26 protein-coding genes are annotated in these 26627 nt (G+C 54.5%); 9 read left to right on the top strand and 17 right to left on the bottom strand.

Features of this window, described 5'->3' with window-relative positions; translation table 11 throughout:
- Nucleotides 1-34: 34 nt before the first annotated feature.
- From J2125_RS24020 to rstA, 8 genes are all read right to left on the bottom strand, one after another.
- Nucleotides 35-316, bottom strand: coding sequence for a HigA family addiction module antitoxin (locus J2125_RS24020; RefSeq protein ID WP_017799989.1), 282 nt, complete (start codon nucleotides 314-316; stop codon nucleotides 35-37).
- Nucleotides 317-325: 9 nt separating this feature from the next.
- Nucleotides 326-607 (bottom strand): type II toxin-antitoxin system RelE/ParE family toxin, encoded by a 282-nt coding sequence (locus J2125_RS24015; protein ID WP_017799990.1) that lies wholly within the window; start codon nucleotides 605-607, stop codon nucleotides 326-328.
- Nucleotides 608-676: 69 nt separating this feature from the next.
- Complete coding sequence (locus J2125_RS24010) at nucleotides 677-1480, bottom strand: trypsin-like serine peptidase (RefSeq protein ID WP_026111550.1); 804 nt, start codon at nucleotides 1478-1480, stop codon at nucleotides 677-679.
- A 119-nt stretch (nucleotides 1481-1599) separates the two neighbouring features.
- Nucleotides 1600-1680: a small membrane protein YdgU gene (gene ydgU, locus J2125_RS25355; RefSeq protein ID WP_017799992.1), complete on the bottom strand. Its 81-nt coding sequence runs from the start codon at nucleotides 1678-1680 to the stop codon at nucleotides 1600-1602.
- Nucleotides 1681-1766: 86 nt separating this feature from the next.
- On the bottom strand, nucleotides 1767-2186 hold the full coding sequence (gene asr / locus J2125_RS24005; RefSeq protein WP_017799993.1) for an acid resistance repetitive basic protein Asr: 420 nt from the start codon (nucleotides 2184-2186) through the stop codon (nucleotides 1767-1769).
- A gap of 196 nt (nucleotides 2187-2382) precedes the next feature.
- On the bottom strand, nucleotides 2383-3870 hold the full coding sequence (locus J2125_RS24000) for a carboxypeptidase M32 (protein ID WP_017799994.1): 1488 nt from the start codon (nucleotides 3868-3870) through the stop codon (nucleotides 2383-2385).
- A 21-nt stretch (nucleotides 3871-3891) separates the two neighbouring features.
- Nucleotides 3892-5193, bottom strand: coding sequence for a two-component system sensor histidine kinase RstB (gene rstB, locus J2125_RS23995; RefSeq protein WP_017799995.1), 1302 nt, complete (start codon nucleotides 5191-5193; stop codon nucleotides 3892-3894).
- On the bottom strand, nucleotides 5190-5918 hold the full coding sequence (gene rstA, locus J2125_RS23990; RefSeq protein WP_017799996.1) for a two-component system response regulator RstA: 729 nt from the start codon (nucleotides 5916-5918) through the stop codon (nucleotides 5190-5192). Before rstA ends, rstB begins: the two co-directional genes overlap by 4 nt.
- A 185-nt stretch (nucleotides 5919-6103) precedes the next feature.
- Between rstA and J2125_RS23985 the strand changes: the two genes are divergently transcribed.
- Nucleotides 6104-6517: a hypothetical protein gene (locus J2125_RS23985; RefSeq protein WP_017799997.1), complete on the top strand. Its 414-nt coding sequence runs from the start codon at nucleotides 6104-6106 to the stop codon at nucleotides 6515-6517.
- A gap of 3 nt (nucleotides 6518-6520) precedes the next feature.
- Here the strand turns inward: J2125_RS23985 and J2125_RS23980 are convergent, their stop codons facing one another.
- A complete protein-coding gene (locus tag J2125_RS23980) occupies nucleotides 6521-7912 on the bottom strand; it encodes an amino acid permease (RefSeq protein WP_017799998.1) in 1392 nt (463 codons plus the stop codon).
- Nucleotides 7913-8122: 210 nt separating this feature from the next.
- Complete coding sequence (gene ydgH / locus J2125_RS23975) at nucleotides 8123-9076, bottom strand: DUF1471 family protein YdgH (RefSeq protein WP_017799999.1); 954 nt, start codon at nucleotides 9074-9076, stop codon at nucleotides 8123-8125.
- A gap of 559 nt (nucleotides 9077-9635) precedes the next feature.
- Here ydgH and pntA point away from each other — a divergent pair.
- Together pntA and pntB are read left to right on the top strand one after the other, a co-directional pair.
- Nucleotides 9636-11168, top strand: coding sequence for a Re/Si-specific NAD(P)(+) transhydrogenase subunit alpha (gene pntA, locus J2125_RS23970; RefSeq protein WP_017800000.1), 1533 nt, complete (start codon nucleotides 9636-9638; stop codon nucleotides 11166-11168).
- An 11-nt stretch (nucleotides 11169-11179) separates the two neighbouring features.
- On the top strand, nucleotides 11180-12568 hold the full coding sequence (gene pntB / locus J2125_RS23965) for a Re/Si-specific NAD(P)(+) transhydrogenase subunit beta (protein WP_026111551.1): 1389 nt from the start codon (nucleotides 11180-11182) through the stop codon (nucleotides 12566-12568).
- A 75-nt stretch (nucleotides 12569-12643) separates the two neighbouring features.
- On the opposite strand, the gene uspE is transcribed toward pntB, so the two are convergent.
- The 5 genes from uspE to dalD form a co-directional block, all read right to left on the bottom strand.
- Nucleotides 12644-13594 carry a universal stress protein UspE gene (gene uspE / locus J2125_RS23960; protein ID WP_017800002.1) on the bottom strand — a complete coding sequence of 317 codons (951 nt, stop codon included), beginning with the start codon at nucleotides 13592-13594 and terminating at the stop codon, nucleotides 12644-12646.
- Nucleotides 13595-13721: 127 nt separating this feature from the next.
- On the bottom strand, nucleotides 13722-14465 hold the full coding sequence (gene fnr / locus J2125_RS23955) for a fumarate/nitrate reduction transcriptional regulator Fnr (RefSeq protein WP_017800003.1): 744 nt from the start codon (nucleotides 14463-14465) through the stop codon (nucleotides 13722-13724).
- Nucleotides 14466-14612: 147 nt separating this feature from the next.
- Complete coding sequence (locus tag J2125_RS23950) at nucleotides 14613-15905, bottom strand: MFS transporter (protein ID WP_017800004.1); 1293 nt, start codon at nucleotides 15903-15905, stop codon at nucleotides 14613-14615.
- 56 nt (nucleotides 15906-15961) lie between these two features.
- Entirely contained in the window at nucleotides 15962-17422 is a 1461-nt protein-coding gene (gene xylB, locus J2125_RS23945) for a xylulokinase (protein WP_017800005.1), read from the bottom strand.
- A gap of 10 nt (nucleotides 17423-17432) precedes the next feature.
- Complete coding sequence (dalD, locus tag J2125_RS23940) at nucleotides 17433-18827, bottom strand: D-arabinitol 4-dehydrogenase (protein WP_017800006.1); 1395 nt, start codon at nucleotides 18825-18827, stop codon at nucleotides 17433-17435.
- A gap of 193 nt (nucleotides 18828-19020) precedes the next feature.
- On the opposite strand from dalD, the gene J2125_RS23935 reads away from it, so the two are divergent.
- Nucleotides 19021-19968 (top strand): sugar-binding transcriptional regulator, encoded by a 948-nt coding sequence (locus tag J2125_RS23935; protein WP_017800007.1) that lies wholly within the window; start codon nucleotides 19021-19023, stop codon nucleotides 19966-19968.
- A gap of 2 nt (nucleotides 19969-19970) precedes the next feature.
- On the opposite strand, the gene ogt is transcribed toward J2125_RS23935, so the two are convergent.
- Nucleotides 19971-20486, bottom strand: coding sequence for a methylated-DNA--[protein]-cysteine S-methyltransferase (gene ogt, locus J2125_RS23930; protein ID WP_026111553.1), 516 nt, complete (start codon nucleotides 20484-20486; stop codon nucleotides 19971-19973).
- A 255-nt stretch (nucleotides 20487-20741) separates the two neighbouring features.
- Between ogt and yjbD the strand changes: the two genes are divergently transcribed.
- Nucleotides 20742-21035, top strand: coding sequence for a DUF3811 domain-containing protein (yjbD, locus tag J2125_RS23925; RefSeq protein WP_017800009.1), 294 nt, complete (start codon nucleotides 20742-20744; stop codon nucleotides 21033-21035).
- Nucleotides 21036-21182: 147 nt separating this feature from the next.
- Entirely contained in the window at nucleotides 21183-21746 is a 564-nt protein-coding gene (gene smrA / locus J2125_RS23920; RefSeq protein ID WP_017800010.1) for a DNA endonuclease SmrA, read from the top strand.
- Nucleotides 21747-21750: 4 nt separating this feature from the next.
- Here the strand turns inward: smrA and J2125_RS23915 are convergent, their stop codons facing one another.
- Nucleotides 21751-22674, bottom strand: coding sequence for a LysR substrate-binding domain-containing protein (locus J2125_RS23915; RefSeq protein WP_017800011.1), 924 nt, complete (start codon nucleotides 22672-22674; stop codon nucleotides 21751-21753).
- A 206-nt stretch (nucleotides 22675-22880) separates the two neighbouring features.
- Here J2125_RS23915 and J2125_RS23910 point away from each other — a divergent pair, with 206 nt between their 5' ends.
- The 3 genes from J2125_RS23910 (at nucleotide 22881) to hglS (ending at nucleotide 26613) form a co-directional block, all read left to right on the top strand.
- Nucleotides 22881-23681, top strand: coding sequence for a sugar phosphate isomerase/epimerase family protein (locus J2125_RS23910; protein WP_017800012.1), 801 nt, complete (start codon nucleotides 22881-22883; stop codon nucleotides 23679-23681).
- A 134-nt stretch (nucleotides 23682-23815) separates the two neighbouring features.
- Complete coding sequence (locus J2125_RS23905; protein ID WP_017800013.1) at nucleotides 23816-25141, top strand: MFS transporter; 1326 nt, start codon at nucleotides 23816-23818, stop codon at nucleotides 25139-25141.
- 131 nt (nucleotides 25142-25272) lie between these two features.
- Entirely contained in the window at nucleotides 25273-26613 is a 1341-nt protein-coding gene (gene hglS / locus J2125_RS23900; RefSeq protein WP_017800015.1) for a 2-oxoadipate dioxygenase/decarboxylase HglS, read from the top strand.
- Nucleotides 26614-26627: the final 14 nt, after the last annotated feature.

Below are 26627 nucleotides of genomic sequence, written 5' to 3'. Positions count from 1 at the left end.
AGAGGCTAACCGAAAGGTTAGCCTCTGAACGGATTCAGGCATGCTGAATAATCGGTTTAATCTCCGGACGCGGTTTCTGCGATGCCTGCCAGATATCATATTGTCCCTGCATAACCATCCACATTTCGGCGCTGGTGCCAATTGCGGTTTCAAGACGTAAAGCCATATCTGCGCTAATGCCAGCTGAACCATTAAGGATACGGGAAAGTGCCGCCCGTGTAATACCCAGTGCTTCCGCCGCGTGGGTAATGGTGACATCGCCCAGATACTCACGCAGAACAATTCCCGGGTGTGCCGGGTTATGCATTCTGGTCATATTCACTCCTTAGTGATAATCCTGATAGTCGACAAGTATTGCGTCTTCGCCCTCGAATCGGAATGTTATCCGCCAGTTACCATTAACTGAAATCGCCCAATGGCCTTTTAGTTCTACACCTTTAAGTGGGTGCAGCTGCCATCCAGGTGCACCCATATCGTCAGGCCGTTTGGCCGCGTTAAGCGCGGTAAGCTGAATCTGTATTTTTACCGAATGCTTTGGCTGAATGCCTGCAGTAGAGCCAGTTTTGAAGAAGCGCTCAAGTCCTTTATGTTTAAAGCTCTTAATCATCATCCGTTCCTCGGCTGTATAGCGACAGTATACGGCTGGAGCGAAAGGAATCAATACAGGACTGGCAAATTACAGCGCTAACTTTTCCAGCTGATCGCGGAATGCAGTGACGGAAATTGCCCGGTTGTCGGCGCGGTAGCGGTCTTTCGCCGCTGGTGCTGAACTTTGCACCGCAATTAACTGCCAGCCATCGTCGGTCTTTAACAGCAGCGGCGAACCGCTATCGCCCGGCAGCGTATCGCACTGATGCGATAACACCGAACGCTGGGCCCAGCCGGTCACCAGACAATCACTGTGTGAGTAAAGGGTGTCGAGATGATCTTCCGGATAACCGGCCTGCGTGACGCGTCGATCGACGGCTTTTAACGCCGCCGTCAGGTCAGAACGTGAACCAGCAAACAGTGGCACTGGCGTAATCCCCGATGGCGGATTGCGCAGCACAATCAGGCCGTAATCGTAGGGCGCCGCCGCAGCGGGCACGATCCAGCCGTCGCCGTCAGCCTGCAACTTGTTGCCTAACGCCGGATCAACCCGCGCTTCAATATCGTGGATCTCATAGCGCCAGTCACCGTTGCTGGCGATAAAACGCAATGCCACCGGCTTGTCCAGCTTACCGGGCGGCGCCAGTAAACAATGACCCGCCGTCAGCGCCAGATGCGCAGAAATTAAAGTGGCGCTGCACAGGTTGCCGCTTGCGGTCTCCAGCTGACCAATCGCCTCCCACGGTACACTGGCCGTCGCAGCCACTGGCTGACGATCGTCATGGCCAAAAAACAGAGTCTGAGCATCATCTTCGCTCAGCGAATCATCATCAGCATGGGAATAAAATGCCAGTGACAGCAATCCCATCAACAACACAGCCGTTATGCGCATATCACTCTCAGGAAGGGCGAAAACTATGTAAATAGCGGTTATTACGCGTTAAGCGTTAACTATAGACGGTGAGCAGCAAAAAAGGGAGTTTAATACGGAATATCAGTAGACTACAGCATTTAAAGCCAGAAGCTGGCGGTAATGATACCGCAGATAATCATCGCAATAAGGATGATTTCGAACAGATAGCGACGCACCATTTCCGCTACTCCGGGAAAGAAACACCCGGAGAGTCCGGGTGTTTGTCATAGTCAGGTCATGCCATGCGTGCTAATGCGCGCGGTGATTATGCGGCTGGAGTGGCAGCAGCTTTTTTGGCGACTTTCTTGTGGTGCACTTTTTTCGCTGCCTGCGCTTTCTGCGCTACAGGTTTCTTAGCGGTTTTCTTGTGCAGTTTTTTTGCTGCCTGCGCTTTCTGGGCAACTGGCTTAGTGGCTTTTTTGTGGTGCACTTTTTTCGCTGCCTGAGCTTTCTGCGCTACAGGTTTTTTAGCGGCTTTCTTATGCACTTTTTTTGCTGCCTGTGCTTTCTGCACAGCGGCTTTTTTGTGTTTTTTGTGATGCACAGTTTTGTGTGCAGCAACTTTAGCTGGCGCTGCGGTGGTTGCTGCAGGCGCAGCAGCCGGAGCTGGTGTGGTCTCAGCAGCAAAAGCAACTGAAGACAGACCCATAGCAGCGGCAACAACCAGAGAAACTAATTTTTTCATTGTAAAACCCTCGAATGTATTTTCATCTATTAGCCCACTGCGGGGCCGGTGAAAGTACTATATGTAAACCGGACGAGAGTTTCCGTGAGTGTTTGGTATCGGCGTGTAACCGAATGTACGAAAGGTAAGGTATTGAATTTAAACCGCAGAAAAGGGTACGGACGGCGTGAACGCCGTCCGTTTTCAGAGGGATTAGTTAGTTATGCAGATAACGGTTTTCCAGGTGCTGACGGAAATATGCCGGATTCAGATCTTCGCCCGTGGCATGGGTAATCAGCTGTTGGGTGCTGAAACGGCTGCCATGCTGCCAGATATTTTGCTGTAACCAGTCAAAGATCGGCTGTAAATCACCACTGCGAATCTGGCTCTCAAGCTGCGGCAGCGCGCGTTTTACGGCCTGGAAAAGCTGGGCGGCATACATCGCGCCAAGCGTGTAAGTCGGGAAGTAGCCAAAGGCGCCATCGGTCCAGTGAATATCCTGCATACAGCCGTCACGATAATTGCCGCGGGTATCAATCCCCAGATACGCCTGCATCTTCTCCTGCCAGACAGCCGGAATATCGTCGACCTCAATTTCACCGCCAATCAGCGCGCGCTCAATCTCATAACGCAGGATCACATGCGCCGGATAACTGACCTCATCAGCATCAACGCGAATAAAACCAGGTTTTACACGCTGATTAAGACGCACAAAATTGCCGGGGTTTAATGCCGGTTGCGCCCCCATCTGCGCCACCACCTGCGGCAGAATCAGCTGCAGAAAATCAGCACTGCGCGCCAGCTGCATCTCAAAAAACAGACTCTGCGATTCGTGGATCGCGGTGGAACGGGCATGCGCCACCGGCTGGCCGAGCCACTGCTTCGGCAGATTTTGCTCGTAGCGGGCATGGCCGGTTTCATGAATCACGCCCATCATGGCGCTGAGAAACTCATCCTGTTTATAGCGGGTGGTGATGCGCACATCTTCCGGCACGCCGCCGCAGAACGGGTGGGCGCTGACGTCGAGGCGGCCGGCATTAAAATCAAAGCCCAGCTGCTGCATAATGCTCAGACCAAGCTGGCGCTGCGCTTCGATAGCAAAGGGGCCGGTCGGACGCTCAACCGGTTCCTGCGCCTGTTTTGCCACAATGCGCTGCAACAATTCAGGTAACCACAGTTTTAAATCACCAAAAGTTTTATCCAGTTTCGCACTGGTCATCCCCGGTTCAAACACGTCCAGCAGGGCGTCATAGCGCGAGCAACCGTTGGCCTGCGCGCGGATTTCCGCTTCTTCCCGGCTAAGTTTCACCACCTCTTTCAGATTGGCGGAGAAACCCTGCCAGTCATTGGCCGGACGCTGCTGACGCCAGGCGTGTTCGCAACGTGAACCGGCAATCGATTTGGCTTCTACCAGCGCTGCTGGCAACAGGGCAGCCTGCTGCCACGCACGGCGCATTTCCGACAGGTTAGCCGACTCAACATCATTCAGCGATTCCTGTTCCGCCTGATCCAGCCAGCTGCCGACCTGTTTTGCCGTCAGAATTTCATGCTGCAGCACGCTCAGTTCCGCCAGCGCTTCACCGCGCGCCTGGCTGCCGCCTGCGGGCATCATGGTTTGCATATCCCAGCCCGCAATGGCTGACAGATGGCCAAAGCGCGACAGGCGCTGGAAGGTTTTGCTCAGATGCTGATAAGCAGATGTCACGTTAACTCTCCTTGAGATAAATTATGCCGGCTCTGTGTTCCGCAAGGGTAAATCAACCGGCCAGCAAAAGCGAACGCTGGCGCCGCCGAGCGCGCTACTGTCAATAATCACAAAACCGCCCAACGCCTGGGCAATGGAATGGACAATCGCCAGACCTAAACCGCACCCGCCAGTGGCGCGATCGCGGCTGGGATCGAGACGTACAAAAGGCTCAAATACCCGCTGACGTTCGGCCAGCGGAATACCCGGACCATCATCTTCAACCTGTAAACAGGCGGTATTACCGTCAAACCACAGTCCGACGCGCAGCTGTTTATCGGCATAGCGCAGCGCGTTATTCACCAGATTATCCAGCACCCGTTCCATCAGACGCGCATCGGCGATGCCGACATTTTCGCGTTGTGGCGTATCAAGGGTGATCTGATGCCCGGGATGCAGCGGGCGAATATCGTCGAGACGTTCCTGCAACCATTCGGCCAGATCGAACTGGCGCAGCGTCAGGTCGACTTTAGGGCGGTCGAGACGGGCGTAAGTCAGCAGCTCTTCAATCAGGGCTTCCAGCTGGCCAATATCGCGATTAAGGGCGGCGGACTCGGCTGGCGTCAGATTATCACTCATCTCCAGCCGGTAGCGCAGGCGCACCAGCGGCGTGCGCAGTTCATGGGCGATGCCGTCAATCAGCTGCTTCTTACTGGCCACCAGCGTGTTGATATTGTCGGCCATCTGGTTAAAGGCCACGCCAAGGCGGATCAGACTGGATGCGCTGTCAAAATGGATGCGTTCGTTCAGATGCCCCTGACCAAAGCGCTGCGCGGCGGACTCCAGTTTCAGCATATCTTTCCAGTGCGGGCGCATCCAGATAAATACCGGCAGCGCCAGCGACAGGCCGATAAACGCCAGCAGCACGATATCGAGAATACGCATCTGGTGCAGGAAGAACAGATAGGGGATTGGCCCGACCACCAGTACATAGTGGCTGCGAGGAATATGCTGCATAAAGGTATATTCATCGTCGAGCGCGACGATCTCACCGGCACGCAGACGATGCATCGCCGGCGCATCCAGCTTAATTTTACTGAGTGGTTCAATATGCAGTTTAAATGAGAGATTCAGGTCGAGCTTATTGATGGTTTTATTCCAGTCACGCAGCGGGATCTCGCGTAACTCACTGCGCATCAGATAGAGCGAACTTTTCATCAGGTCGTCCATCGACTGACGTCCGGCGCGTTCGGCGGTATATTTGTAAACCAGTCCGACCAGCATCGCCATCACCAGAAAACAGACGAACAGCAGCAGGTAAAACTGTATAAATAACTTTCTCATGCGCTGTGGCTTTCCCAGGCGTGTGGTGCAAACAGATAACCTTTATTACGGATGGTTTTGATCCGGTAAGGCTCAGTGGCGCTGTCGTGCAGCTTTTTACGCAGACGTGAGATAGCGACGTCAATACTGCGATCCATACCGTCATAGCTGACGCCACGTAAGGTTTTCAGCAGCGCGTCACGGTTAAGAGTCTGTCCGGCATGGGTCGCCAGCTCCCAGAGCAGGTCGAAGTCGGCGGTGGAGAGGGTGATATTCTCCTCAAAGAGGGCGACCTGACGGTTAACCGGATCGATAAACAGCGAACCAAAGCGCAGTGCTTTATGGCCTGACTGCATCGGGGCTATCTCTTCCCGGCCGCTGTTGCTGCCCGCCTGGCGCAAATGCAGGCGCAGGCGTGCCAGCAGCACCGCTGGCGGCGTGGTTTTCAGGATATAGTCATTGGCGCCCATCTCCAGTGCCAGAATATGGTTCATATCACTGTCGAGAGAGGTCAGCAGCACAATAGGGCCGGACCAGCTGGCGCGCAGGTCGCGACACAGCGTCATGCCATCTTTACCGGGTAACATAATATCCAGCATCACCAGATCCGGCGTGGCTTCGGCAATCACCTGTTCAGCCCGGTCGCCACGACCTTCAACAATAACATCAATTCCATGACGCCCGAGATAAGCGGCAATCAGCTCGCCAACATCGTGGTCATCTTCAACGAATACAATTTTGCTCATAATGCTGTGCGTCTGTCTGCGATGACAGCAGCATATCCTTTGTGATGTGGAACAACTATCACGGGATTATTATCCCGCGCTAAATAACTCAAGATGTATAGTACAGACACCGCAAAATATGCCATTATATTCGCATGGTTGTTCCATGCGTAAACCATTTATTTTTCCATTGGAGGAGATTGAGGGTGTCTGAAAAAGAGCTGACGTCAGCCGGATACAGTGACCGCATCTGCTTCAACTATATGGATTTTCTCTCCGCTTCCTGTAAAAAACGCTGGAGCTTTGTTGATGCCATCTACGGTGTCCTGCCAATTTTTGGCATGGTGACGCGTAAGCCAGGCAATGCACAACATGCCTCCGCAGATCATCTGAAAGAATTAGCGTTGCAAATCATTTCAACACAGGTCAGTGACGAGATTAATATTGCGCGTCTGATCACGCTTGCCGAACAGCAGCAGATCGATCAGCTGGATATTTTACTCCCTTATCACCTGTCGGCGCAGCAGCTTGATACCATCCAGCAAGAGTATCGTAAGCCGCTGAACCTTAGTCAGCATGACGACCGCCTCAGTATCCATTTTCTGACGGCCGCCCACTAAACCCTATCTGATTAATACCCACATCGCCGGACAGGCTGCCAGCATCAGCAGCACAATTGAACCACACTCGACACGGCTCAGGTTTTGCTGCGCGCGTCCTCCGCGGCGGGCAAACAGAAACAGCAGCAGACCCGGCGCATACAGCACCACCGACAGCAGCAAATGCAGCGGACCAGAGGCATACAGCAACCATAAACCGTATGCGCAGGCTCCCAGCGCAACCAGCGTTACTGACGGTTTCTTGAGTTTGCGCGCCAGCTGCAACAGATAAGCACCGACCAGCAAATAAGGCAGCAGAATCATCTCTGATGCAATGGTCAGCAGGGTGTTGTAATCAGCATGGGTCAGCCAGATCAGAATCAGGCAGATCTGAACACTGCCGTTAGTCAGCCACAGTGAGGCTGCCGGGGCGCCGCGGCGATTCTGCCGGCTTAACGAGCGTGGAAAAGCGCCTTGCTGTGCCGCGATCAACGGCACTTCTGCCGCCATAATGGTCCAGCTAAGATAGGCGCCACAGACTGATACAATCAGTCCGGCAGCAATTACCACGTCGCCCCAGGAGCCGATCAAACGCGTCATCAGCCCCGCCATTGATGGATTACGCATCTCCGCCAGCTCGGCTCGCGGCACAATTCCCAGCGATAACAGCGTCACCAGCAGATAAACAATCAGCGCGGCAACTACCGCCAGCAGCGTGGCGCGGCCAACATCCCGCTTATTGCGCGCACGCGCGGAAACTACCACCGCGCCTTCCACACCGATAAATACCCACAGGGTGATCAGCATGGTCTGTTTAACCTGCTCCCACACCGGCTTGCCCAGCGCCACGCCGCTAAAGTCAAAGCTAAAGCGATCAAGGTTAAAGGCCGCGATCGCCAGCAGCACAAACAGCCCCAGCGGCAACAGCTTACCCAGCGTCGCCACCAGATTAATGCTCGCTGCGGTCTGTACGCCGCGCAGTACCAGCCAGTGCACCATCCATAGCAGCACCGAAGCACCAAGCACCGCCTGCCAGGTATTGCCGTCGCCAAATACCACCCGTCCCGGCGAGTCTGTGAAAAAGCTCAGCGCCGAAAATACAATCACCAGGTAGGAGACATTAGCAATGACGGCACACAACCAGTAGCCCCAGGCGGAGCAGAAGCCCACCAGATCGCCAAACCCGGCGCGCGCATAGGTAAAGATGCCGCCATCAAGCTCAGGTTTCAGGCGCGTCAGCAGCAGCATCGCCAGTGATAACAGCAAAATGCCAACGCCGGTAATCAGCCAGCCAATCAGCAGCGCTGCAGGGCTGGCAACCGCCGCCATATTCTGTGGCAGGCTAAACACCCCGGCGCCCAGCATTGAGCTGAGCACCAGCGCGGTGAGGGCGGTAAGACCTAATTTTTTATCCAAGAAAACGTCCTGACTACAGCATAAATAACTAATTAACAGGATAACGAACGAATTTTACCCAATGGATGAAGGGTTTTGTCGAGCGAAACCGCTAAAACTGGCGGCCGATTTTACGGAGAGGACAGGCGGAGTGCAATGACTGAGTATGCAAAAAGAGATACGGATTATTCAGAAAGGAGCAGGGCAGCATCATGCTGCCCTGATTTAAGCTTATTTAAACAGGTCAGCGGTCACGGTAAGGTTACCGCCACTCTGGTTCTGCCACTGACGGGTTACATGGTAGAACTTCGCGCCTTTATCAGCAGCACGACGTGCTACTTCGTGTGAAATTTCAGTCGGGGTGCTGAAATGACCGGTAAAGGTCACCGAGTCAAATGGCTGCATCTGTGCGGCAGTGATATTGTTCACTTCCTGAATCTCGGTGCCATTCGGTAGTTTGACGGTATAACGCTGGCCAGTGGTGGTCTGGGTTTCGAAGAAACGTCCCACCTTGCTGCTTGGCGTATCAGAGGAGGCCACACCCGGGATCTCAACGTTTTTCGCTGCCGCGCCACCCGCGGCCAGCGCGGCTTTACCAGCTTCAGAGTCCGCCGGGATCAGGTTTGGACTCTGCACCTTGCGTTTCGCCGCATCGGCTTTATACACATAAGCGGTAATATACTGATTACCGCCGCTGTTAGCGTCAACCTGACGGACGATAAAGAAGGAGGCTGCGCCTTTCTCTTTCGCCGCTTTCGAAATCGCGTCATTGACATCGGGCTGACTGCGATAGAAACCGCTGACAGAGACCGTATCAAAAGGCTCCAGCTCATAAGCTTCAGGTTTCGGCAGCTCTTTCACGCCATTAAATACGCGATACTGGGGGCTGTTATCTGCCGCAGGAGCATCAGCTTTATACAGATCGGCGGTGACGCGCCAGTTGCCGCCATTGCCGTTAGTATCGTTGATCGCCTGAATATAGTAAGCGGCGGCGCCCATGGCGTCAGCGCGTTTTGACACGGCTTCGCTGGCATCGCCAATGGCGTTAAAACGGCCAGAGACATTGATACGTTCAAATGGCTTTAACGAGGCCGCTTTTTCCGGAGACAACTCCTGTGCCGCGTGCGCGGTTAATGTTGTAAGAGACAACAGGGCGGTCGCCAGAATGGTGTTCTTCAGCTTCATAAAAATAATCCTTCGCCTTACGCAAAAAATGAGTACGAAAACGTGCTGGACTCTTGATGTGTAACAGATTAGCCGTCGATTATTGCATGTAATAATGGCTGCTGTCTCAGGCAATTTATGCCATTTCACTGCGCCAGACCAGGTCACCTGCAGGATAACGGTGAATAAAGCAAAAACAGAACGAATTGCGCGCGGCTTACCACTTATGACGATGATTGATATTAGTTATTTAGTTAATGCATTGTTAAATAATGATTTTTATTGGTAGTAAATAGGTAATGAAGCGATTCTGCATAGCAGATTATGCGCAATTTGTTGTTAAATTCAGTGCCAATATAGTGCTTTTGCCTCTTGCCTCTGAATTTTTGTGTGAAACTGGCGGCAATTACGCGCTGCGTCTGGATCGAGAGACATATTTTCAGTAGGTTATAAACAGTTTGTAACACCCATGCTGCGTTTATCAGAAATGCGGCAAGTTAAATCAAACCATCCATTTCGAATCCGAGGTCAGTGCTGGCGAGATTGCTGACCGAGGGGATAACCGATGAAAGGGAATACTATGTTAATTGGAGTACCGAAAGAGCGGTTGCCCAATGAAGCGCGAGTCGCTGCGACGCCAAAAACCGTCGAGCAGCTGTTAAAACTTGGCTTCAGTGTGGCGGTCGAAAGCGGCGCAGGTAAGCTGGCCAGTTTTGATGACGCGGCTTTCGTTGCGGCAGGCGCCAGCATTACGGATGCGGTCAACGTCTGGCAGGCTGATATTGTAATGAAGGTCAATGCACCTGACGATAAAGAGATTGAACTGACCCGTGCAGGCAGCACCTTAATCAGCTTTATCTGGCCTGCGCAGAATCCGGCGCTGCTGGAGAAACTGGCGGCGCGTCAGATCACGGTGATGTCGATGGATGCAGTGCCGCGTATTTCGCGCGCGCAATCCCTTGATGCGCTCAGTTCGATGGCCAATATCGCCGGTTATCGCGCGATTGTTGAAGCCGCACACCAGTTTGGCCGCTTCTTTACCGGCCAGATTACCGCTGCAGGTAAAGTGCCGCCGGCAAAAGTGATGGTGATCGGCGCGGGTGTCGCCGGTCTGGCGGCGATTGGCGCTGCTGGCAGCTTAGGCGCCATCGTCCGTGCATTCGATACCCGTCCTGAGGTCAAAGAGCAGGTGCAGAGTATGGGCGCCGAATTCCTTGAGCTGGATTTTGAAGAGGAAGCGGGTAGCGGCGACGGTTATGCCAAAGTGATGTCGGACGCCTTTATTAAGGCGGAGATGGCGCTGTTCGCTGCTCAGGCGAAAGAAGTGGATATTATTGTCACCACCGCGCTGATCCCGGGTCGTCCGGCGCCGAAGCTGATTACCAGCGACATGGTCGCTGCGATGAAGCCCGGTAGCGTGGTGGTTGATCTCGCCGCGCAGACCGGCGGCAACTGCGAACTGACAGTGGCGGATAGCGTCATCACCACCGCCAACGGCGTGAAGATTATCGGTTATACCGATCTGCCAAGCCGCCTGCCGACGCAGTCTTCACAGCTGTACGGCACCAATCTGGTGAATCTGCTGAAACTGCTGTGCAAAGAGAAAAACGGCGAAATCGTTATCGATTTCGATGATGTGGTGGTGCGCGGGGTGACTGTGATCCGTGAAGGTGAAGTCACCTGGCCGGCGCCACCGATTCAGGTTTCTGCGGCGCCGAAAGCGGCGCAGGCGGAGGTTAAACCGCTGGCGTCCGAGCCGGAAAAACCCGCCTCGCCAGTACGCAAATACGTGCTGATCGCGCTGGCGATCGTGCTGTTTGCCTGCCTTGCCAATGTCGCGCCAGCCGAGTTCCTGTCGCACTTTACCGTCTTTGCGCTCTCCTGCGTGGTCGGTTATTACGTGGTATGGAATGTCAGCCATGCGCTGCACACTCCGCTGATGTCAGTCACTAACGCCATTTCCGGGATTATCGTGATTGGCGCGGTACTGCAGATTGGTCACGGCGGCTGGGTAACCTTCCTGTCATTTGTGGCGGTGCTGATTGCCAGCATCAATATTTTCGGTGGATTCACCGTCACTCAGCGCATGCTGAAAATGTTCCGTAAGAACTAAGGGTTAACAATATGTCTGGCGGATTAGTGACTGCAGCATACATTGTTGCCGCAATTCTGTTTATTTGTAGTCTTGCCGGTCTCTCAAAACATGAGACTTCAAAGCGAGGCAATCTTTTTGGCATGAGTGGCATGGCGATTGCGCTGATTGCCACCATCTTCGGACCGGATACCGGCAATGTCGCCTGGATTCTGCTGGCGATGGTAATTGGCGGCGCGATTGGTATCCGGCTGGCGAAAAAGGTCGAAATGACCGAGATGCCAGAGCTGGTGGCGGTACTGCACAGCTTTGTCGGTCTGGCGGCGGTGCTGGTTGGTTTTAACAGCTACCTCGATCACGCTCCAGGGCTGCTGCCGGTGATGGAAAATATCCATCTGACCGAAGTGTTCCTCGGCATCTTTATCGGTGCGGTGACCTTTACCGGTTCGATCGTGGCGTTCGGTAAACTGCGTGGCAAAATCTCTTCGCGCCCGCTGATGTTGCCACATCGCCATAAACTGAATCTGCTGGCGCTGGTGGTTTCGTTCGCGCTGTTGCTGATTTTTGTGCGTTCTGACAGCGTTGGCGCGCAGACTTTTGCGCTGCTGGTGATGACGGTGATTGCGCTGGCGTTCGGCTGGCACCTGGTGGCCTCCATCGGCGGCGCGGATATGCCGGTAGTGGTATCGATGCTGAACTCCTATTCCGGTTGGGCGGCAGCGGCAGCGGGCTTTATGCTGAGCAACGATTTGCTGATCGTAACCGGTGCGCTGGTCGGTTCTTCCGGCGCCATCCTTTCTTATATTATGTGTAAAGCGATGAACCGCTCGTTTATCAGCGTGATTGCCGGTGGCTTTGGTACCGACAGCAGTTCAACCGGTGAAAGCGACGAAGTGGGTGAACATCGTGAAGTGAGCGCAGAAGAGACGGCAGAAATGCTGAAGACTTCGTCATCGGTGATAATCACCCCGGGATATGGCATGGCGGTGGCGCAGGCGCAGTATCCGGTGGCGGAAATCACTGAGAAGCTGCGTGCGCGTGGCGTCAAAGTGCGCTTTGGTATCCATCCGGTCGCCGGACGTCTGCCGGGCCATATGAATGTATTGCTGGCCGAAGCGCGCGTGCCGTATGACGTGGTGCTGGAGATGGACGAGATCAACGACGATTTCGCCGATACCGATACCGTGCTGGTGATTGGCGCTAACGATACCGTTAACCCGGCGGCGCTGGAAGATCCCCGCAGCCCCATCGCCGGCATGCCGGTGCTGGAAGTGTGGAAAGCGCAGAACGTGGTGGTATTTAAGCGCTCGATGAATACCGGCTATGCTGGCGTACAGAACCCGCTGTTCTTTAAAGAGAATACGCAGATGCTGTTTGGCGATGCAAAAGCCAGTGTGGAAGCGATTCTGAAAGCGTTGTAATGGCGAGGGCGGCGAGAACGCTGCCCCTGCAAATCATTTAACTGTAGGGGCGGCGTTCTCGCCGCCCTTTATTACTCAGTCATCCTCATCATCATCCAGCTCGACCTGAGTGGTAAAACCGTCCGGTTTAATCACCAGCAAATCACAGCGCAGATGGTCGATCACCTGTTCCGCAGTATTGCCGAGGAAAGCTGCTGAAATCCCGGTGCGCCCGATGGTGCCGAGCACCACGATACCGGCATCCAGATGTTCCGCCAGCTCAGGGATAACTTCCTCCGGTAAGCCTTTTTCGACATGAGTAAACTTCTCATCCATCGAGAATTTCTGCCGCAGCGCTTTCATCGCTACCAGGTGCTGGCCGCGAATCGCATCGTTGTAGATGCTGGGGTCAAAGTCAGGCAGTTCAATGGCGATATTAATCGGTGTAATCGGATATGCACCGATCAGATGGACTTCGGTGTGATTGACCATATCGGCCAGTTCCACCGTCTCTTTGATCAGTTTCTGATTGAGTAAATCATGATGCGGCTCTTCACTGGCGAGATTAACCGCCACCAGCGCCTTACCCCCTTCCGGCCACGGCTGATCTTTCACCATCCACACCGGGCACGGGCATTTACGTAACAGATGCCAGTCAGTAGGGGTGAAAATCACCGCTTCCAGACGATCGTGCTGGTGCGCCATTTTCAATACCAGATCGTGTTTACCGCTCAGAACTTCCTGGATAATCGCCTCAAACGGGCGGTTATGCCATACCACTTTAATCTCTATTTCAACGCCAGCTTCTAAATAAGCATGGGCCTGTTCGCGGATCCACTCAGTACGCTGGCTGATCACACCTTTACGCATATTGGTGCGTTCATCAGGCGACAGCAGGGTGGTCATTTCGTAGGAGAAATCATAAATAGGCAGGAAGGCTTTGATTTTGCCGCCGATGCGCTGATTAAGGTACACCGCCCGACGTAGCGCAGGCTGGTCATCCTGTTGAGGATCGATCGCCACAAGAATGTTTTGATACTTAACCATACTGGGTTCTCCATACACGACGAGGTGTCTGTTTAAAGATAGCCCAATAGCGCTCAGGTAAAAAGCGAAAAAGTTGTTGCCGGATCAATAAAATAACAAATGCTGACCCGGCAGACAGAATCGATAATCAGTGACTGTGGCCTGCCAGATCGGCGAGGATTTCATGATTTTCGATAGTAATGTATTTACCTTTCACCGCCAGCATTCCGCTTTTCTGGAAACGACCCAGCAGACGGCTGATGGTTTCCACGGTCAGACCGAGATAATTACCAATATCACCGCGCGTCATCGTCAGACGGAATTCACGTTGTGAAAAACCGCGCTGGCCAAAACGGCGTGAAAGATTCCAGATAAAAGCAGCCAGACGTTCTTCGGCATTTTTCTTCGACAGCAGCAGGATCATATCCTGGTCGCCTTTGATTTCGCCGCTCATTAAACGCATCATCTGCTGGCGCAGGCTCGGCATTTTACCGGAAAGATCATCAAGGGTTTCGAACGGGATTTCACACACCATCGCGGTTTCCAGCGCCTGGGCAAAGCTCGGATGATGGGCACTGCTGATGGCGTCAAAACCGACCAGATCACCTGCCAGATGGAAGCCGGTAATCTGTTCATCGCCTTGCTCGGTAATGGTGTAGCTCTTGATGGTGCCGGAACGGATGGCATACAGCGATTTGAGCTCATCACCGGCTTTGAATAGCGTCTGGCCTTTCTGAATCGGTTTTTTGCGCTCAATAATGTTGTCTAACTGATCCAGCTCGTGTTCATTTAAGGTGAACGGAATACAAAGCTGACTGATGCTGCAATCCTGACAGTGGATCGCACAACCGCCAGATTGAATGCGACGAATAACGCGTTTTTCTGGAATCATAATATACGCTCAGACGATAATTGACTGAGGTCAATTTTAACATTTTTCGCTTACAGAAAGAAACTCATCTGAGCAGTTTTAGGCACATAAAGATCAGGGATGTCCTGACGGCGGACATCCCTGATAACAGCCAGTCAGTGATGACTTTTATGACTTGTTCTCGGCGGCGACAGGTGTGGAATAACCGCTTTTTTTGGCGTTTTTAGCCATACGCGCCGGTTGTTCCACTTTGATAATCAGGGTCAAAATACCGGCTACCAGATAGAGCGCGGTATAGGTCCAGACAACCCCGACCACATCAAAGAATGGCAATACCAGTGAGGCGATGGCCGGGGCCAGAAAGTTGCTCAGACCCGCAGACAGGTTATAAATCGAAATCGCCGCCCCTTTATGTTTCGGTTCCAGTACCGGGAACACCGCGGTCATCGGCACAAAGGCGGCGACGGTGATCCCCAGCATGATCGCCGGGATCATCGCTACCCAGTAGTTATGGCCAAAGGTCACCGGCAGATAATAGAACGCCAGACTGGAGATGGCGCAACCCAGGCAGCCAAACCAGCGCACCTGACGGATCCAGCCGATATATTCGCCGAGAATCCCCCACATCACATTCGTGAAGATGGTGACAAAGAAGAATACTGCCCAAATCTGCAACCACTCGGACATGGAAAAGCCGAGACGGCCGACAAATAACAGCGGCATGACTACCGCAAAGCCAAACAGCGACAGCGTATTAATAATACGAATCAGGCAGGCGAGAAAAATATTGCGGTTGGTAAATAAGATGGTCACCGCGCGCGATAACTCGGTCATCTTCTCACGCGTGGACAGATGCGCTTTCTCACTCTCACTGCCGACATTGCGCAGCAGAACCATCGCCATCAGACCACCAGCCACCACCCAGGCAATAGCAAACCATAGCGTACCGGTTTCCCCGATAAACGGAATGGTAAAACTGGGCAGATAACTGCCAATACAGCCGATCCCCACCGAGTACATTGCCCAGAACCAGCCCATCGCTGAGGACAGCTGATGTTTTGGCACTGTCTGCACCACCAGCATCACAAACGAATAGATAAACAGCGGATAAGCCAGGCCGCGAATGCCGTAAAACAGCAGCATCAGTGGATAGTTGCGCATGCCCAGTCCCAGCGTCAGGAACAGCACATGCATGACTACCCAGAGAATAAAGCCGATGCGCATTGCACGTTGCGGGGTGATAATTTCCGCCACTACACCGGAACTCCATGCCGCCAGCGCCGCCGCCGCACCATACAGGGTAAATACCAGCGCCGACTGGGAAGGCGAGAAACCTAAATCGGTAATATGTTTGGAAAGAAAGGCCATTTCGAAGCCGTCACCGCTCATAAACACCGCTATAGCGACATAACCCCAGAACAGCGATTTCGGCAGCCCGAAAAGGCTTTTATCTGCTTGCATAATATTATCCTCTGACTGGCAGTGGGCCGATCGCACCGGCGACCGGCAGAGAGTGACTACTGGCGCAGCGCGCGCTGTTGTTGATAGAGCTGACGAAACTGTTGCAGGCGTGGCTGTAGCTGTTGATGGCGGGTGGCGTCAGGCAGATAACGCTGCAACTGCGGCGGTTTCTGACACACCTGCTGCTCTTCGCCGCCAACCGCCAGCCAGCCGAGACGGGCGGCGCCCAGCGCGCCACCGGCCTCGCCGCCGCGATGGGTAATAATCGGCAGGTTCAGCACATCAGCCATCAGCTGGGCCCACCATGGACTGCGCGCGCCACCGCCAATCAGTGAGCAACTGGTCAGTCTGGTTCCGGCGTCATTCAGCACTTTTAAGCCATCCGCCATGCCAAAGCTGACGCCTTCCAGTACCGCATAGGCCAGCGATGCACGCTGGCTGCCATGGGTTAAGCCATGGAAAGCGCCGCTGGCTTGCGGATCGTTATGTGGCGTGCGTTCACCGGAGAGGTAAGGCAAAAACAGCGGCGCGCGCAGCTGTTCGGCGCGGCTCAGCGATGAGACATCGGCCAGCAGAGTGGTTTCACTGCAACCCAGCAGCTCACATAGCCAGCGCAACGCACTGGCGGCGGACAACATCACGCTCATCTGATGCCAGCGATCCGGCAGGGCGTGACAGAAGGCGTGAACCGCCGACTGTGGGTTAGGGCGAAAACCGTCATTTACCGCAAACAGTACGCCGGACGTGCCCAGAGAAATAAACGCATCACCGGGATTAACCGCACCGATGCCTACCGCACTGGCGGCATTATCGCCACCGCCGCCGGCAATAATCACCTCGTCACTGAGTCCCCACTGGCGGGCAATATCGGCTTTAAGCTTGCCTGCCGGTTGCGAGCCTTCCACCAGACGCGGCATCTGCTCTGACGTCAGGCCGCAGGCAGCCAGCAGACTCTCAGACCACTTCCGTTGCGCCACATCCAGCCACAGGGTGCCTGCGGCATCGGACATATCACTGATCTTTTCACCGCTCATCATCCAGCGCAGATAGTCTTTAGGCAGCAATACGCTGGCGATACGACTGAAAACCGCCGGTTCATGGCGCGCCAGCCATAACAGCTTGGGCGCAGTAAAGCCGGGCATCGCCAGATTACCGGCAACGGCGTGTAATTCTGGCGCAGCGGCGGTCAGCTGCTGGCATTCGTCGGCGCTGCGCGTGTCATTCCACAGAATACAGGGACGCAGCACTTCATCCTGCTGGCCCAGCAACACTGCGCCATGCATCTGGCCGGAAAGGCCGATGGCGCGGATCTCCGGCCAGCTGGCGCCGATTTTCTGCCGTAGCTGGCTGATAACCTGCTGCGTTGCCTGCCACCACTGCGCCGGGTCCTGTTCTGACCAGTGCGGATGCGGGCGCTGCACGGTCAGTGACGCGCCCGCGCTGGCGAGGGTGTCGCCATTGCTGTCGATCACCAGCCCTTTGATTTCTGAAGTACCGGCATCAATTCCCAGATACATGATCTTCTCCTTACTCGCTTACCGGCTGTGGCTGTGCGGCCCACTGCTGCAATTTGCTGACGGTCTGTTGCAGCAGGGCGGCGAACTCTGCTTTCTCTGCCAGTGGGCCAAACAGCGCCGGATCGGCGGCAAAAGCGGCTAAGGGCTGCTCAGATGCCAGCATGCTATGCAGCGCAGTTTCATCCAGTGCGCCATCCTGGTAGCTGTAAGGCAGATCGCCATCATGCCAGCGCTGCAGGAACAGATAGAACAGTGCCGGTAATACGGCAGTAGCACGCGGCACATCACCGCGCTGATAAGTTTCAACCAGCGTTGGGGTAATAAAACCGGGGATTTTTGACAGGCCGTCGGCGGCGACGCGCTGGTTGGTATCCTGAATATAGGGGTTAGCAAAACGCGCCAGCACCACATCGCGATAAGCTTCTAAATCCAGCGGGCTGGGCGTCAGTGACGGGATAACATCCTGCGTAACATATTCCCATGCCATCTCCTTAATCGCCTGCGTCTGGGTGCTCTGATGAATAAAAGACTGGCCGATTAAAGTGCCTGCCCACGCGATGCAGCTATGGCTGGCGTTAAGAATGCGGATTTTTGCCTCTTCCCATGGCAATACCGATGTCACCAGTTCAACGTCAACGTTTTCCAGCGCCGGACGTCCGGCAATAAAATCATCCTCGATCACCCACTGGATAAAGGCTTCGCCCATTACCGGCACGGCATCATGAAAACCGGTCTCTGCCAGCACCCGCGGTGCGATATCGGCGGTAGGTCGCGGGGTAATGCGGTCCACCATGGTGTTGGGGGACGTTGTGTGTTCAGAGACCCACTCCAGCAGGCGGGTTTCACCGCGCAGACGCAGGAAGGTGAGAAAACCGTGGCGAAAACGCTCGCCGTTGTGACGCAGGTTATCGCAATTAAGCAGGGTAACCGGATTGCCATGAGCCGCCATACGCGCCAGCAGGATCCGTGTCAGCGCGCCATATAATGTACGTGCGCCGCCGTTAATATCGGCCTGAATATCGGCATGGCGTGGATCCAGCTGATGGTCGGGGTCGAGGTAGTAGCCGCCTTCGGTAACGGTAAAAGCGATCACTTTAGTGGCCGGATTGCTGCCTTGCGCAATTAGTGCGCTCAGTTCAGCATCCCATGGCAGTATCTTTTTGATTGAGGTGATCTTTTCATAGCGGCGTTCACCTTCCGGGGTGACGGTTTCCAGCGTATATTCACCCTGCTGGGCGCTCAGACTGTTGAGCAGCGCAGATGCATCATCGCGAATATTGCCGAGGGCGATATGCCAGCGATCGTCTCCCTGTTGTAACAGACGATGCAGATACCAGGCCTGATGGGCGCGGTGGAAGGAACCGGCGCCGATATGCATCCAGATATTTTCGCTTGTGTGAGTCATCTTTCTCTCCTGCGTGTTGCATAAAGAAATGAGCAAATGCCCTTTATGTGAGCTTATGCCTGAAGTTGCCGTTAGCCTGGGCAAAATCTGCCCGCCTGTCTGCGTCGCAGATCACAAAAACTAACAATTGCCCGCAGTGAGGGCAAAAATTCAGAGTATGCTGGAAAGATAAAAAGCGAGGGCTGATTGCGCAATGAGTAAGCACGATAAGAAGCTGGATCAGGCGGCGCGCGCGGCCTGGATGTATTACGTTGCCGGCGAGACGCAGCAGGATATTGCCGAAAAACTGGGCGTTTCACGTCAGGTAGCGCAGAGGCTGGTGGCGCTGGCGACCGAGCAGGGGCTGGTAAGCGTCAATATCAGCCATCCGGTTGCGCAGTGCATGTCGCTGGCAGAGCAGCTAAAAAGGCGTTTTGGCCTGCGCATCTGTCAGGTGGTGCCTTCTGACGGCGTCGATAATGCCGGAATTTACCAGATGGTGGCGGTGGCGGGGGCGGAAGTGATGGCGCAAACCCTGAAAAAGAGTGAGCCGCAGGTTATCGCTGTCGGTTCCGGACGGATGCTGCGCGCGACAATTGATGAATTGCCAGAGTTTGATCGGCCTCAGCATAGCTGCGTGTCGCTGATCGGCGCTATCGCCAGCGACGGTTCCTGTACCCGCTACGATGTACCGCTGTGGATGGCGGAAAAAACGCAGGGTCGCTATTTTATTTTACCTGCACCGCTGTATGCCGACAGCGCGGATGACCGCACGCTATGGTGCAACCACCGTATTTACCGCACGGTAACGGAAAAAGCCCAGCAGGCCGATGTCATGTTTCTTGGCATTGGTCATGTTGATATTGGTTGCCCGCTGAATGCCGATGGCTTTATCACCCGCGAGCAGGTCGCCACCCTGCAGGGACAGCATGTGGTAGGGGAGATGCTGGGCCATTTTATCGGTGAAGACGGTGAGCGCGTCAGCAGTGAACTGGATCAACGCCTGACCAGCGTCACCCTGACAGCCCACACCGCGCGCAATATCATTGCCTTTTCCGGCGGCAAAGAGAAACATCGCGCCATTGCGGCGGTGCTGAAGGGGGGCTGGATTAGCGGGCTGGTGACCGATGAAGCCAGTGCAAGGGCCGTATTAGCCGGTTAAGGCTATACCCGCAGATAACCTTCATGCTGCAACAGCCACTGTTTACGTGATACGCCACCGGCATAACCGCTCAGCGTACCGTTGGCGCCAATCACCCGATGACAGGGCACCACTACGCTAATCGGATTGGATCCATTGGCTGCGCCAACGGCACGCGCTGCACCCGCACGCCCTAACATCGCCGCCATCTCGCCGTAGCGCAGTACGCTGCCACAGGGGATTTCGCGCAGCAGGTTCCATACCGATCGCTGAAAGTCGGTGCCGTTGGTGGCGACAGACAGCTGTTTAAGTACCGATAAATCCCCTTCGAAATAGCGCCTTAACTGTGCGCTCAGGCCGCCGGCATTCTCCAGCTGCCTGAGTCGGAAGCCCTGCGGGCCGTAGTGAATCTTCAGCAAGCGATTCATCCGTGCACCAAACTCTTCCCATTCGACAGCGCGCAAGTTTTGTTGCTCGTCACTGACGATAATCAGTTGCCCGAGCGGCGTACTGATCGTGTCTTCCAGTAATGTCATCATGATATGCGAACGGTTATCCATCCCAGACAGTAGTTAGATCCAATGTGTTGCTCCTCTCCAGCAACACAGCCCCGGTTGCCGCTACGGCCAGCACAATAAATGTCGCGGGAAGTCATGGCAACGAAACAGCATCAGAGTTATGTTAGCGACAGTACTAAGATTTGCCAGTCTGCGCCTTTTCCGGCGTGATTTCGATCGGCATTAACCGTATGGACCCGCGCCATACCTGTTTAAAGTGACCCCAGGCGGAGCCAAATGATGAAAAATGACAAGGAAATATCGATAGATGCGTTTACCGATAATGAAAAAATTATTATTGAACAGCAGGTTAAAAACCTGATCGCTAAATCAGGCACCACCCCTGGTGAAAAGCAGCTGAAAGAGTTTACCAAAGAAGCGAAGAAACAGGTGATGAAAGCGCGTCTGGCGAAAGAGAAAGCGGCACCGGTGAAAGTGGTGCGTAAGCCGCGGCAAAAAAGTCTCAAGGCCAGTGAGGTTAACGACTTTGACTGGTCTGCCTCCGTCAATGCACGACCACCCCGGCGTTAATGATCGTCGCAGAGTATCAGGCCACTTACGAGTGGCTTTTTTTATTGCCTTTTAATGCCAGCAAAGGCTTGTCGAAGGCGGACAAAACGACTATTTTTTCTTCTTGCCGTGCAGCAACCCCTCCATCGCGCGGCTTAAGGAGTGACGATGAACCCTGACGAAAACGATCTGTTTAAAGACGCCATGGAAGATGTCATCCCCTTAAAAGATTGCGCCAGTATTCACTGGTTAAAAACCCCACAGATTAAAACGCCGCGTCAGCAGCCGCTGGACGCAGAGAACAATTTTCTTATCGACGGTTTTATCGACGCCATTCCGCTGATACAGCCGCTGGAGTATAAAGCCGAAGGCATTCAGCAGGGGGTGCTGGATAAGCTGCGTCAGGGGAAATATCCGCTGGATGCCAGTCTGAACCTGCTGCGTCAGCCGGTGGCCCGCTGTCGTCAGTCACTGTTCAGTTTTATGTTGCAGGCGCGCAAGGATAATCTGCGCAATTTGCTGATCATCCATGGCAAAGGACGTGACGACCGCTCACACGCCAATATTGTACGCAGCTATCTGTTCCGCTGGCTGCAACAGTTTGATGATGTGCAGACCTTTTGCGGGGCTCAGCCTTTTCATGGCGGTAGCGGCGCGCTGTATGTCGGTCTGCGCAAAACCGAGCAGGCGCGCAGCGATAACCGCGAAAGGCACGCCAAACACAGTCGCTGAAAAGTTAACCAGAATGACACTTGCGGATGGTGGCCAGCAGGATCTCTGCGCTCAGGCAGTGCTGACTGCCGGAGCGGGTCATAATACCTACCGGTTCCCCCGGCCCGTGTGAAGCCACCGGCAACGCCGCCAGCGAATTATGCAGTAAATCTTCTTTGATCGCGCCGGACGGCACAAACCAGACATAGTCATAACGTTGCGCCAGCTGACGCGCCAGTGACGTTGATGAGGTTTCAATACAGTTGGCGGGTAATGAGCAGCCCTGTTCATCCATCATCGCTTGCGCAATGCGACGCGGGGCGGTGCCTTCCGGCGAAATCACCACCGGCCATTGCAGGGCTTTGGATAGTGTGACGTTGTCACTTAATAACGGATGATCCGGACGCACCACCAGGCGTAATGATTCCAGAAACAGCAGTTCATAGCTTAATCCGGTCATCATATCGGCATCAGCCATCCGGCCAATGCCAATATCAAACTCGCCAGCTTTGAGCCCGGCAATCAGTACATTGTTATGCAGCGTTGCCACTTGTACGGTGGCTTGCGGCTGCAACTGGTGAAAACGGTCCAGAATCGATGGCAGCATACCCATCGCGGCGGTGGTCAGCGCGCCAATGCGCAACACTACCGGTTCATCACTCATATTACTGGTGAAAGACTGTCCGGCGTGGTTAAGCGCATCCAGCACTTTTACCGCATGAGTCAGAAACTGTTCACCCATCGTTGTCAGCTGGGCGCCGAGCCTGCCACGTTCAAACAGACGGGTGCCCGCCAGCTCCTCAAGCTCATTCAGCGTTTTTGATAACGCCGGCTGGCTAAGGCTGAGTGTTTCTGCCGCACGCCCCAGCGTCCCTTGCTGGGCAACGGCGACAAAAGTATGCAGATGGCGCAAGCGAATGCGCTGATTAAAAACGTAATTTTTATCCATATCACAGGTTAGTGAGGTCTGAAGATCTGAAGCAAGCGCGACGAGTGGATTCTGTTAACCTTATTGCAAATTTTATTTAACATCTACTGCATTTGCACAAAATATCGCCATTAATGAAGTCGTTGCATCGGGTGACCGTATTTGACGCCAGCGTCCGCAGGGTCAATAACTGACATCAACTTATATCAAAGCAGAGAGAAAACAGCATGCAACGTTGTATCGCCACCATTTCCATCAGCGGCACGCTGGAGCATAAACTTGAGGAAATTGCCGCCGCAGGCTTTGACAGTATCGAGCTGTTTGAGCCAGACCTGGCTGGCTTTCGAGGGTCGGCCAGTGAGTTGCGCCAGCGGGTTGCCGACAATGGTCTGACTATTGCCTTACTGCAACCGTTTCGCAATTACGAAGGCGAGAGCAGCGATCAGCTGACCCGGGCGCGTCAGCAATTTGAACTGATGCAGCAGCTTGACTGTAAGAAATTATTGCTATGCAGCAACGCCAGCGCCAGTTGCAGCAGTGACAGTCAGCAGCAGATTGACGATCTGCATGCGCTGGCCGAACTGGCCGCCACTTGCCAGGTTGAGATTGGCTATGAAGCGCTGGCATGGGGCCGCCATATTAATCGCTGGCAGCAGGCGTGGCAGCGGGTAAAACAGGTTAACCATGCCAGTCTGGGGATCGTGCTGGACAGTTTTCATATTCTGTCGCGCGGCGATTCACTGGAGGCGCTCGATCAGGTGCCACCTGACAAGATTACCTTTGTACAGTTTGCCGATGCGCCGCAGCTTAACCTTGATGTACTGACCTGGAGCCGGCACTATCGCTGCTTTCCCGGACAGGGGGATTTTGATCTGCAACATTTTGCCCGGCAGTTGCACCAGCAGGGTTATCAGGGGCCGTGGTCACTGGAAATCTTTAATGAGCAGATGGTCACTTCCCCTTTGCATAGTTCGGCCGCCGATGGCTATCGCTCGCTGCGCTGGCTGGAACAGGGGCTGACGGAATAATTCTCACTAAACTACATTTTCTCAGGTCAGCAGGTTTGTGATCCGCTATTATAGCGCTCACTTTTTTTTGCAACCTGACGGATGAAGTGGCGAACGCCTGGCAGGGAGTTTCGGCTTATCCGGGAGCGATACCTTTGAGTATTAGTGAGGCGATAGACGTTCGCCAGCTTATTAATTCAGCTGCACTAAGCGGTTATCAGAAACGTATTATCCTGCTCTGCTTTATCGTAGTTGCACTGGATGGCATGGATATCGCCCTGATGGGATTTATCGCCCCGGCGCTGAAAGCCTCCTGGGGCGTCAGTAATCATCAGCTCGGGCTGGTGATCAGTAGTGCGTTGATTGGGCTGGCGCTGGGTGCGCTGTTTGCCGGTCCGCTGGCGGATCGCTTTGGCCGCCGGGCGATTATTATCACCAGCGTCTTTTTCTTCGGACTGTGGACGCTGGCTACCGCGCTGTCGCAAAACGCCGAACAGATGATGTTATTCCGTTTCCTTACCGGTTTAGGGCTGGGCGCGGCGATGCCTAATGTCGGCACGCTGGTGGCGGAATTTTCTCCCGAGCGCAAACGCTCATTTATTATCACCGTGGTATTTTGCGGTTTTACCTTTGGCGCGGCGGCAGGGGGCTTTGCCGCCTCATGGCTGATCCCGCGTTTTGGCTGGCATTCGGTACTGCTGATAGGCGGCCTGTTGCCTTTGCTGGTGGTGCCGCTGTTGCTGCGTTATCTGCCGGAGTCGGTGCGTTTTCTGATCACTCGTGGCGCCCCGGCCGCCAGGATCCGCGCGATTATCGAAAAAATGCAGCCCGGCAGCACTGCAACCGATATGCAGTTTCAGCTGGCCAGCGCCCGGCAGTGTGAAGGGGCGGTGCGCACCGTGCTGTCACGCAACTATCTGACCGGCAGCCTGATGTTATGGGGCAGCTATTTTATGGGGCTGTTCCTCGTCTATCTGATTGGCAGCTGGCTGCCGTCGCTGATTAAAGATATTGGCATGACGGTGACGCAAGCGGCGCTGATCACCGCTATGTATCAGGCGGGTGGCACCGTCGGCTCGCTGTTTGCTGGCTGGCTGATGGATAAGATCAACGCTAACCGGGCGCTGGCGCTGATCTATGGCTGCGGCGCTATCGCCACCGTGGCGATAGGGCTTGCGCCAGCGGATGCGCTGGTGTTAAGTGGAATCGCGTTCTGTAGCGGCTTCTGCCTTAATGGCGCCAATACCGGTATGAATGCGCTCTCTGCCAGCTATTATCCTACACATGCCCGTGCAACGGGTTCCAGCTGGATGCACGGTGTGGGACGCATCGGCGCCATACTCAGTGCTTTTGCCGGCGCTGAGATGCTGTCGCTGGGCTGGAGTTTCAGTCAGGTGTTTCTGCTACTGGCGATCCCTGCGCTGCTGACCTCGGTGATGCTGTTGGTAAAATCGGTTTATGGTTATCAGCGACCACTGTAACTATTCAGTCCAGGGCCACAGAAACTGTAACTTTCTTTCTGGTGGCCGATCACAAATTCCGCATAATTTTTCCCATCCTGCCGCCAGTCATTTACATTTTCAGCAAGTTCCTTTTCTGCGGGGTAAAAGCTATGGACGCGCATTGGGTCAGCACAGACAGTATTCGCGAACGTTTTTCACACGCGATGTCGGCGATGTATCAGCAGGAAGTACCGCAGTATGGCGCTTTGCTACGCCTGGTGGCGGAGGTAAATCAGCAGGTACTGGCGCAGGATCCGCAGCTGTTGCAACGTCTGACGCAGGCGGATGAGCTGGAGCGTATTAGCGTGGAGCGGCATGGCGCGATCCGCGTGGGCACTGCTGCCGAGCTGAATATGTTGCGCCAGCTGTTTGCGATTATGGGGATGTATCCGGTGGGTTATTACGATCTGTCGCAAGCGGGTGTGCCGGTACACTCCACCGCCTTCCGTCCGGTAGATGACGCTGCTTTGCGCCGTAATCCGTTTCGCCTGTTTACCTCGTTGCTGCGCCTGGAGTTAATTGACGATGCGGCGCTACGTCAGCAAGCCAGCGAGATTCTTGCCGCCCGCGATATTTTTACCCCACGTTGTCGTCAGCTGGTTGCGCTGCATCAGCAGCAGGGCGGTTTTAGCGCGGAGCAGGCCGAAGAGTTTGTCAGCGAAGCGCTGGAAACCTTCCGCTGGCATCAGCAAACCACCGTTGACAGTTCCACCTGGCAGGCGCTTAACCAGCAGCATCGGCTGATTGCTGATGTGGTCTGCTTCCCGGGCTGCCATATCAATCATCTGACACCGCGTACGCTGGATATTGATCGGGTGCAGGCGCTGATGCCGCAGCAGGGGATCACCCCGAAAGCGATTATCGAGGGGCCACCGCAGCGACAGGTGCCGATCCTGCTGCGGCAGACCAGCTTTAAAGCGCTGGATGAGGCGGTGCGTTTTCGCGACGGCCAGCAGGGTACGCATACCGCGCGCTTTGGTGAGATTGAACAGCGTGGCGTAGCATTAACCCGTAAGGGGCGTGAGCTGTATGATCGCCTGCTGGCGCAGGCCGGCAGCGGTGGCGATAACCAGCAGCATCAGCAGCATCTGGCGGAAGTATTTACTGCATTTCCTGATGATGAAACCACTTTGCGGCAGCAGCAGCTGGCGTGGTTTGAGTACCGACGTACCGCTCAGGGGCGCGATTATCCGATTACCCCGGCCAGCGATATTGAGCAGCTAATCGCTCAGGGGATGCTCACCGCCGAACCCATTATTTATGAAGATTTTCTGCCGGTGAGCGCCGCTGGTATTTTCCAGTCAAACCTTGGCAGTGAAACCCGTGCGCGGTCGCAGGGACATGCCAGTCGCGAACAATTTGAGCAGGCATCAGGCGCGGCGGTGCATGATGAGATTGAGCTGTACGCGCAGCGTGAGCAGGCAAGCCTGCGGCGCTGCGGTCTGTTATAGACAATAAAAAGGGC

The organism is Winslowiella toletana (assembly GCF_017875465.1).
In the GTDB taxonomy this organism is placed as follows: Bacteria; Pseudomonadota; Gammaproteobacteria; order Enterobacterales; family Enterobacteriaceae; genus Erwinia; species Erwinia toletana.
This window is presented reverse-complemented; position numbering and strand designations above follow the sequence as displayed.

What these genes read in the sequence shown, in the direction of transcription:
- J2125_RS23950 (WP_017800004.1), bottom strand. Translation starts at nt 15,905, where the DNA reads ATGCAAGCAGATAAAAGCCTTTTCGGGCTGCCGAAATCGCTGTTCTGG.
- uspE (WP_017800002.1), bottom strand. Translation starts at nt 13,594, where the DNA reads ATGGTTAAGTATCAAAACATTCTTGTGGCGATCGATCCTCAACAGGAT.
- dalD (WP_017800006.1), bottom strand. Translation starts at nt 18,827, where the DNA reads ATGACTCACACAAGCGAAAATATCTGGATGCATATCGGCGCCGGTTCC.
- J2125_RS23935 (WP_017800007.1), top strand. Translation starts at nt 19,021, where the DNA reads ATGAGTAAGCACGATAAGAAGCTGGATCAGGCGGCGCGCGCGGCCTGG.
- rstA (WP_017799996.1), bottom strand. Translation starts at nt 5,918, where the DNA reads ATGAGCAAAATTGTATTCGTTGAAGATGACCACGATGTTGGCGAGCTG.
- J2125_RS23915 (WP_017800011.1), bottom strand. Translation starts at nt 22,674, where the DNA reads ATGGATAAAAATTACGTTTTTAATCAGCGCATTCGCTTGCGCCATCTG.
- pntB (WP_026111551.1), top strand. Translation starts at nt 11,180, where the DNA reads ATGTCTGGCGGATTAGTGACTGCAGCATACATTGTTGCCGCAATTCTG.
- ogt (WP_026111553.1), bottom strand. Translation starts at nt 20,486, where the DNA reads ATGATGACATTACTGGAAGACACGATCAGTACGCCGCTCGGGCAACTG.
- rstB (WP_017799995.1), bottom strand. Translation starts at nt 5,193, where the DNA reads ATGAGAAAGTTATTTATACAGTTTTACCTGCTGCTGTTCGTCTGTTTT.
- asr (WP_017799993.1), bottom strand. Translation starts at nt 2,186, where the DNA reads ATGAAAAAATTAGTTTCTCTGGTTGTTGCCGCTGCTATGGGTCTGTCT.
- J2125_RS24020 (WP_017799989.1), bottom strand. Translation starts at nt 316, where the DNA reads ATGACCAGAATGCATAACCCGGCACACCCGGGAATTGTTCTGCGTGAG.
- J2125_RS24010 (WP_026111550.1), bottom strand. Translation starts at nt 1,480, where the DNA reads ATGCGCATAACGGCTGTGTTGTTGATGGGATTGCTGTCACTGGCATTT.
- smrA (WP_017800010.1), top strand. Translation starts at nt 21,183, where the DNA reads ATGAACCCTGACGAAAACGATCTGTTTAAAGACGCCATGGAAGATGTC.
- ydgU (WP_017799992.1), bottom strand. Translation starts at nt 1,680, where the DNA reads ATGGTGCGTCGCTATCTGTTCGAAATCATCCTTATTGCGATGATTATC.
- xylB (WP_017800005.1), bottom strand. Translation starts at nt 17,422, where the DNA reads ATGTATCTGGGAATTGATGCCGGTACTTCAGAAATCAAAGGGCTGGTG.
- J2125_RS24015 (WP_017799990.1), bottom strand. Translation starts at nt 607, where the DNA reads ATGATTAAGAGCTTTAAACATAAAGGACTTGAGCGCTTCTTCAAAACT.
- fnr (WP_017800003.1), bottom strand. Translation starts at nt 14,465, where the DNA reads ATGATTCCAGAAAAACGCGTTATTCGTCGCATTCAATCTGGCGGTTGT.
- pntA (WP_017800000.1), top strand. Translation starts at nt 9,636, where the DNA reads ATGTTAATTGGAGTACCGAAAGAGCGGTTGCCCAATGAAGCGCGAGTC.
- yjbD (WP_017800009.1), top strand. Translation starts at nt 20,742, where the DNA reads ATGATGAAAAATGACAAGGAAATATCGATAGATGCGTTTACCGATAAT.
- hglS (WP_017800015.1), top strand. Translation starts at nt 25,273, where the DNA reads ATGGACGCGCATTGGGTCAGCACAGACAGTATTCGCGAACGTTTTTCA.
- ydgH (WP_017799999.1), bottom strand. Translation starts at nt 9,076, where the DNA reads ATGAAGCTGAAGAACACCATTCTGGCGACCGCCCTGTTGTCTCTTACA.
- J2125_RS23910 (WP_017800012.1), top strand. Translation starts at nt 22,881, where the DNA reads ATGCAACGTTGTATCGCCACCATTTCCATCAGCGGCACGCTGGAGCAT.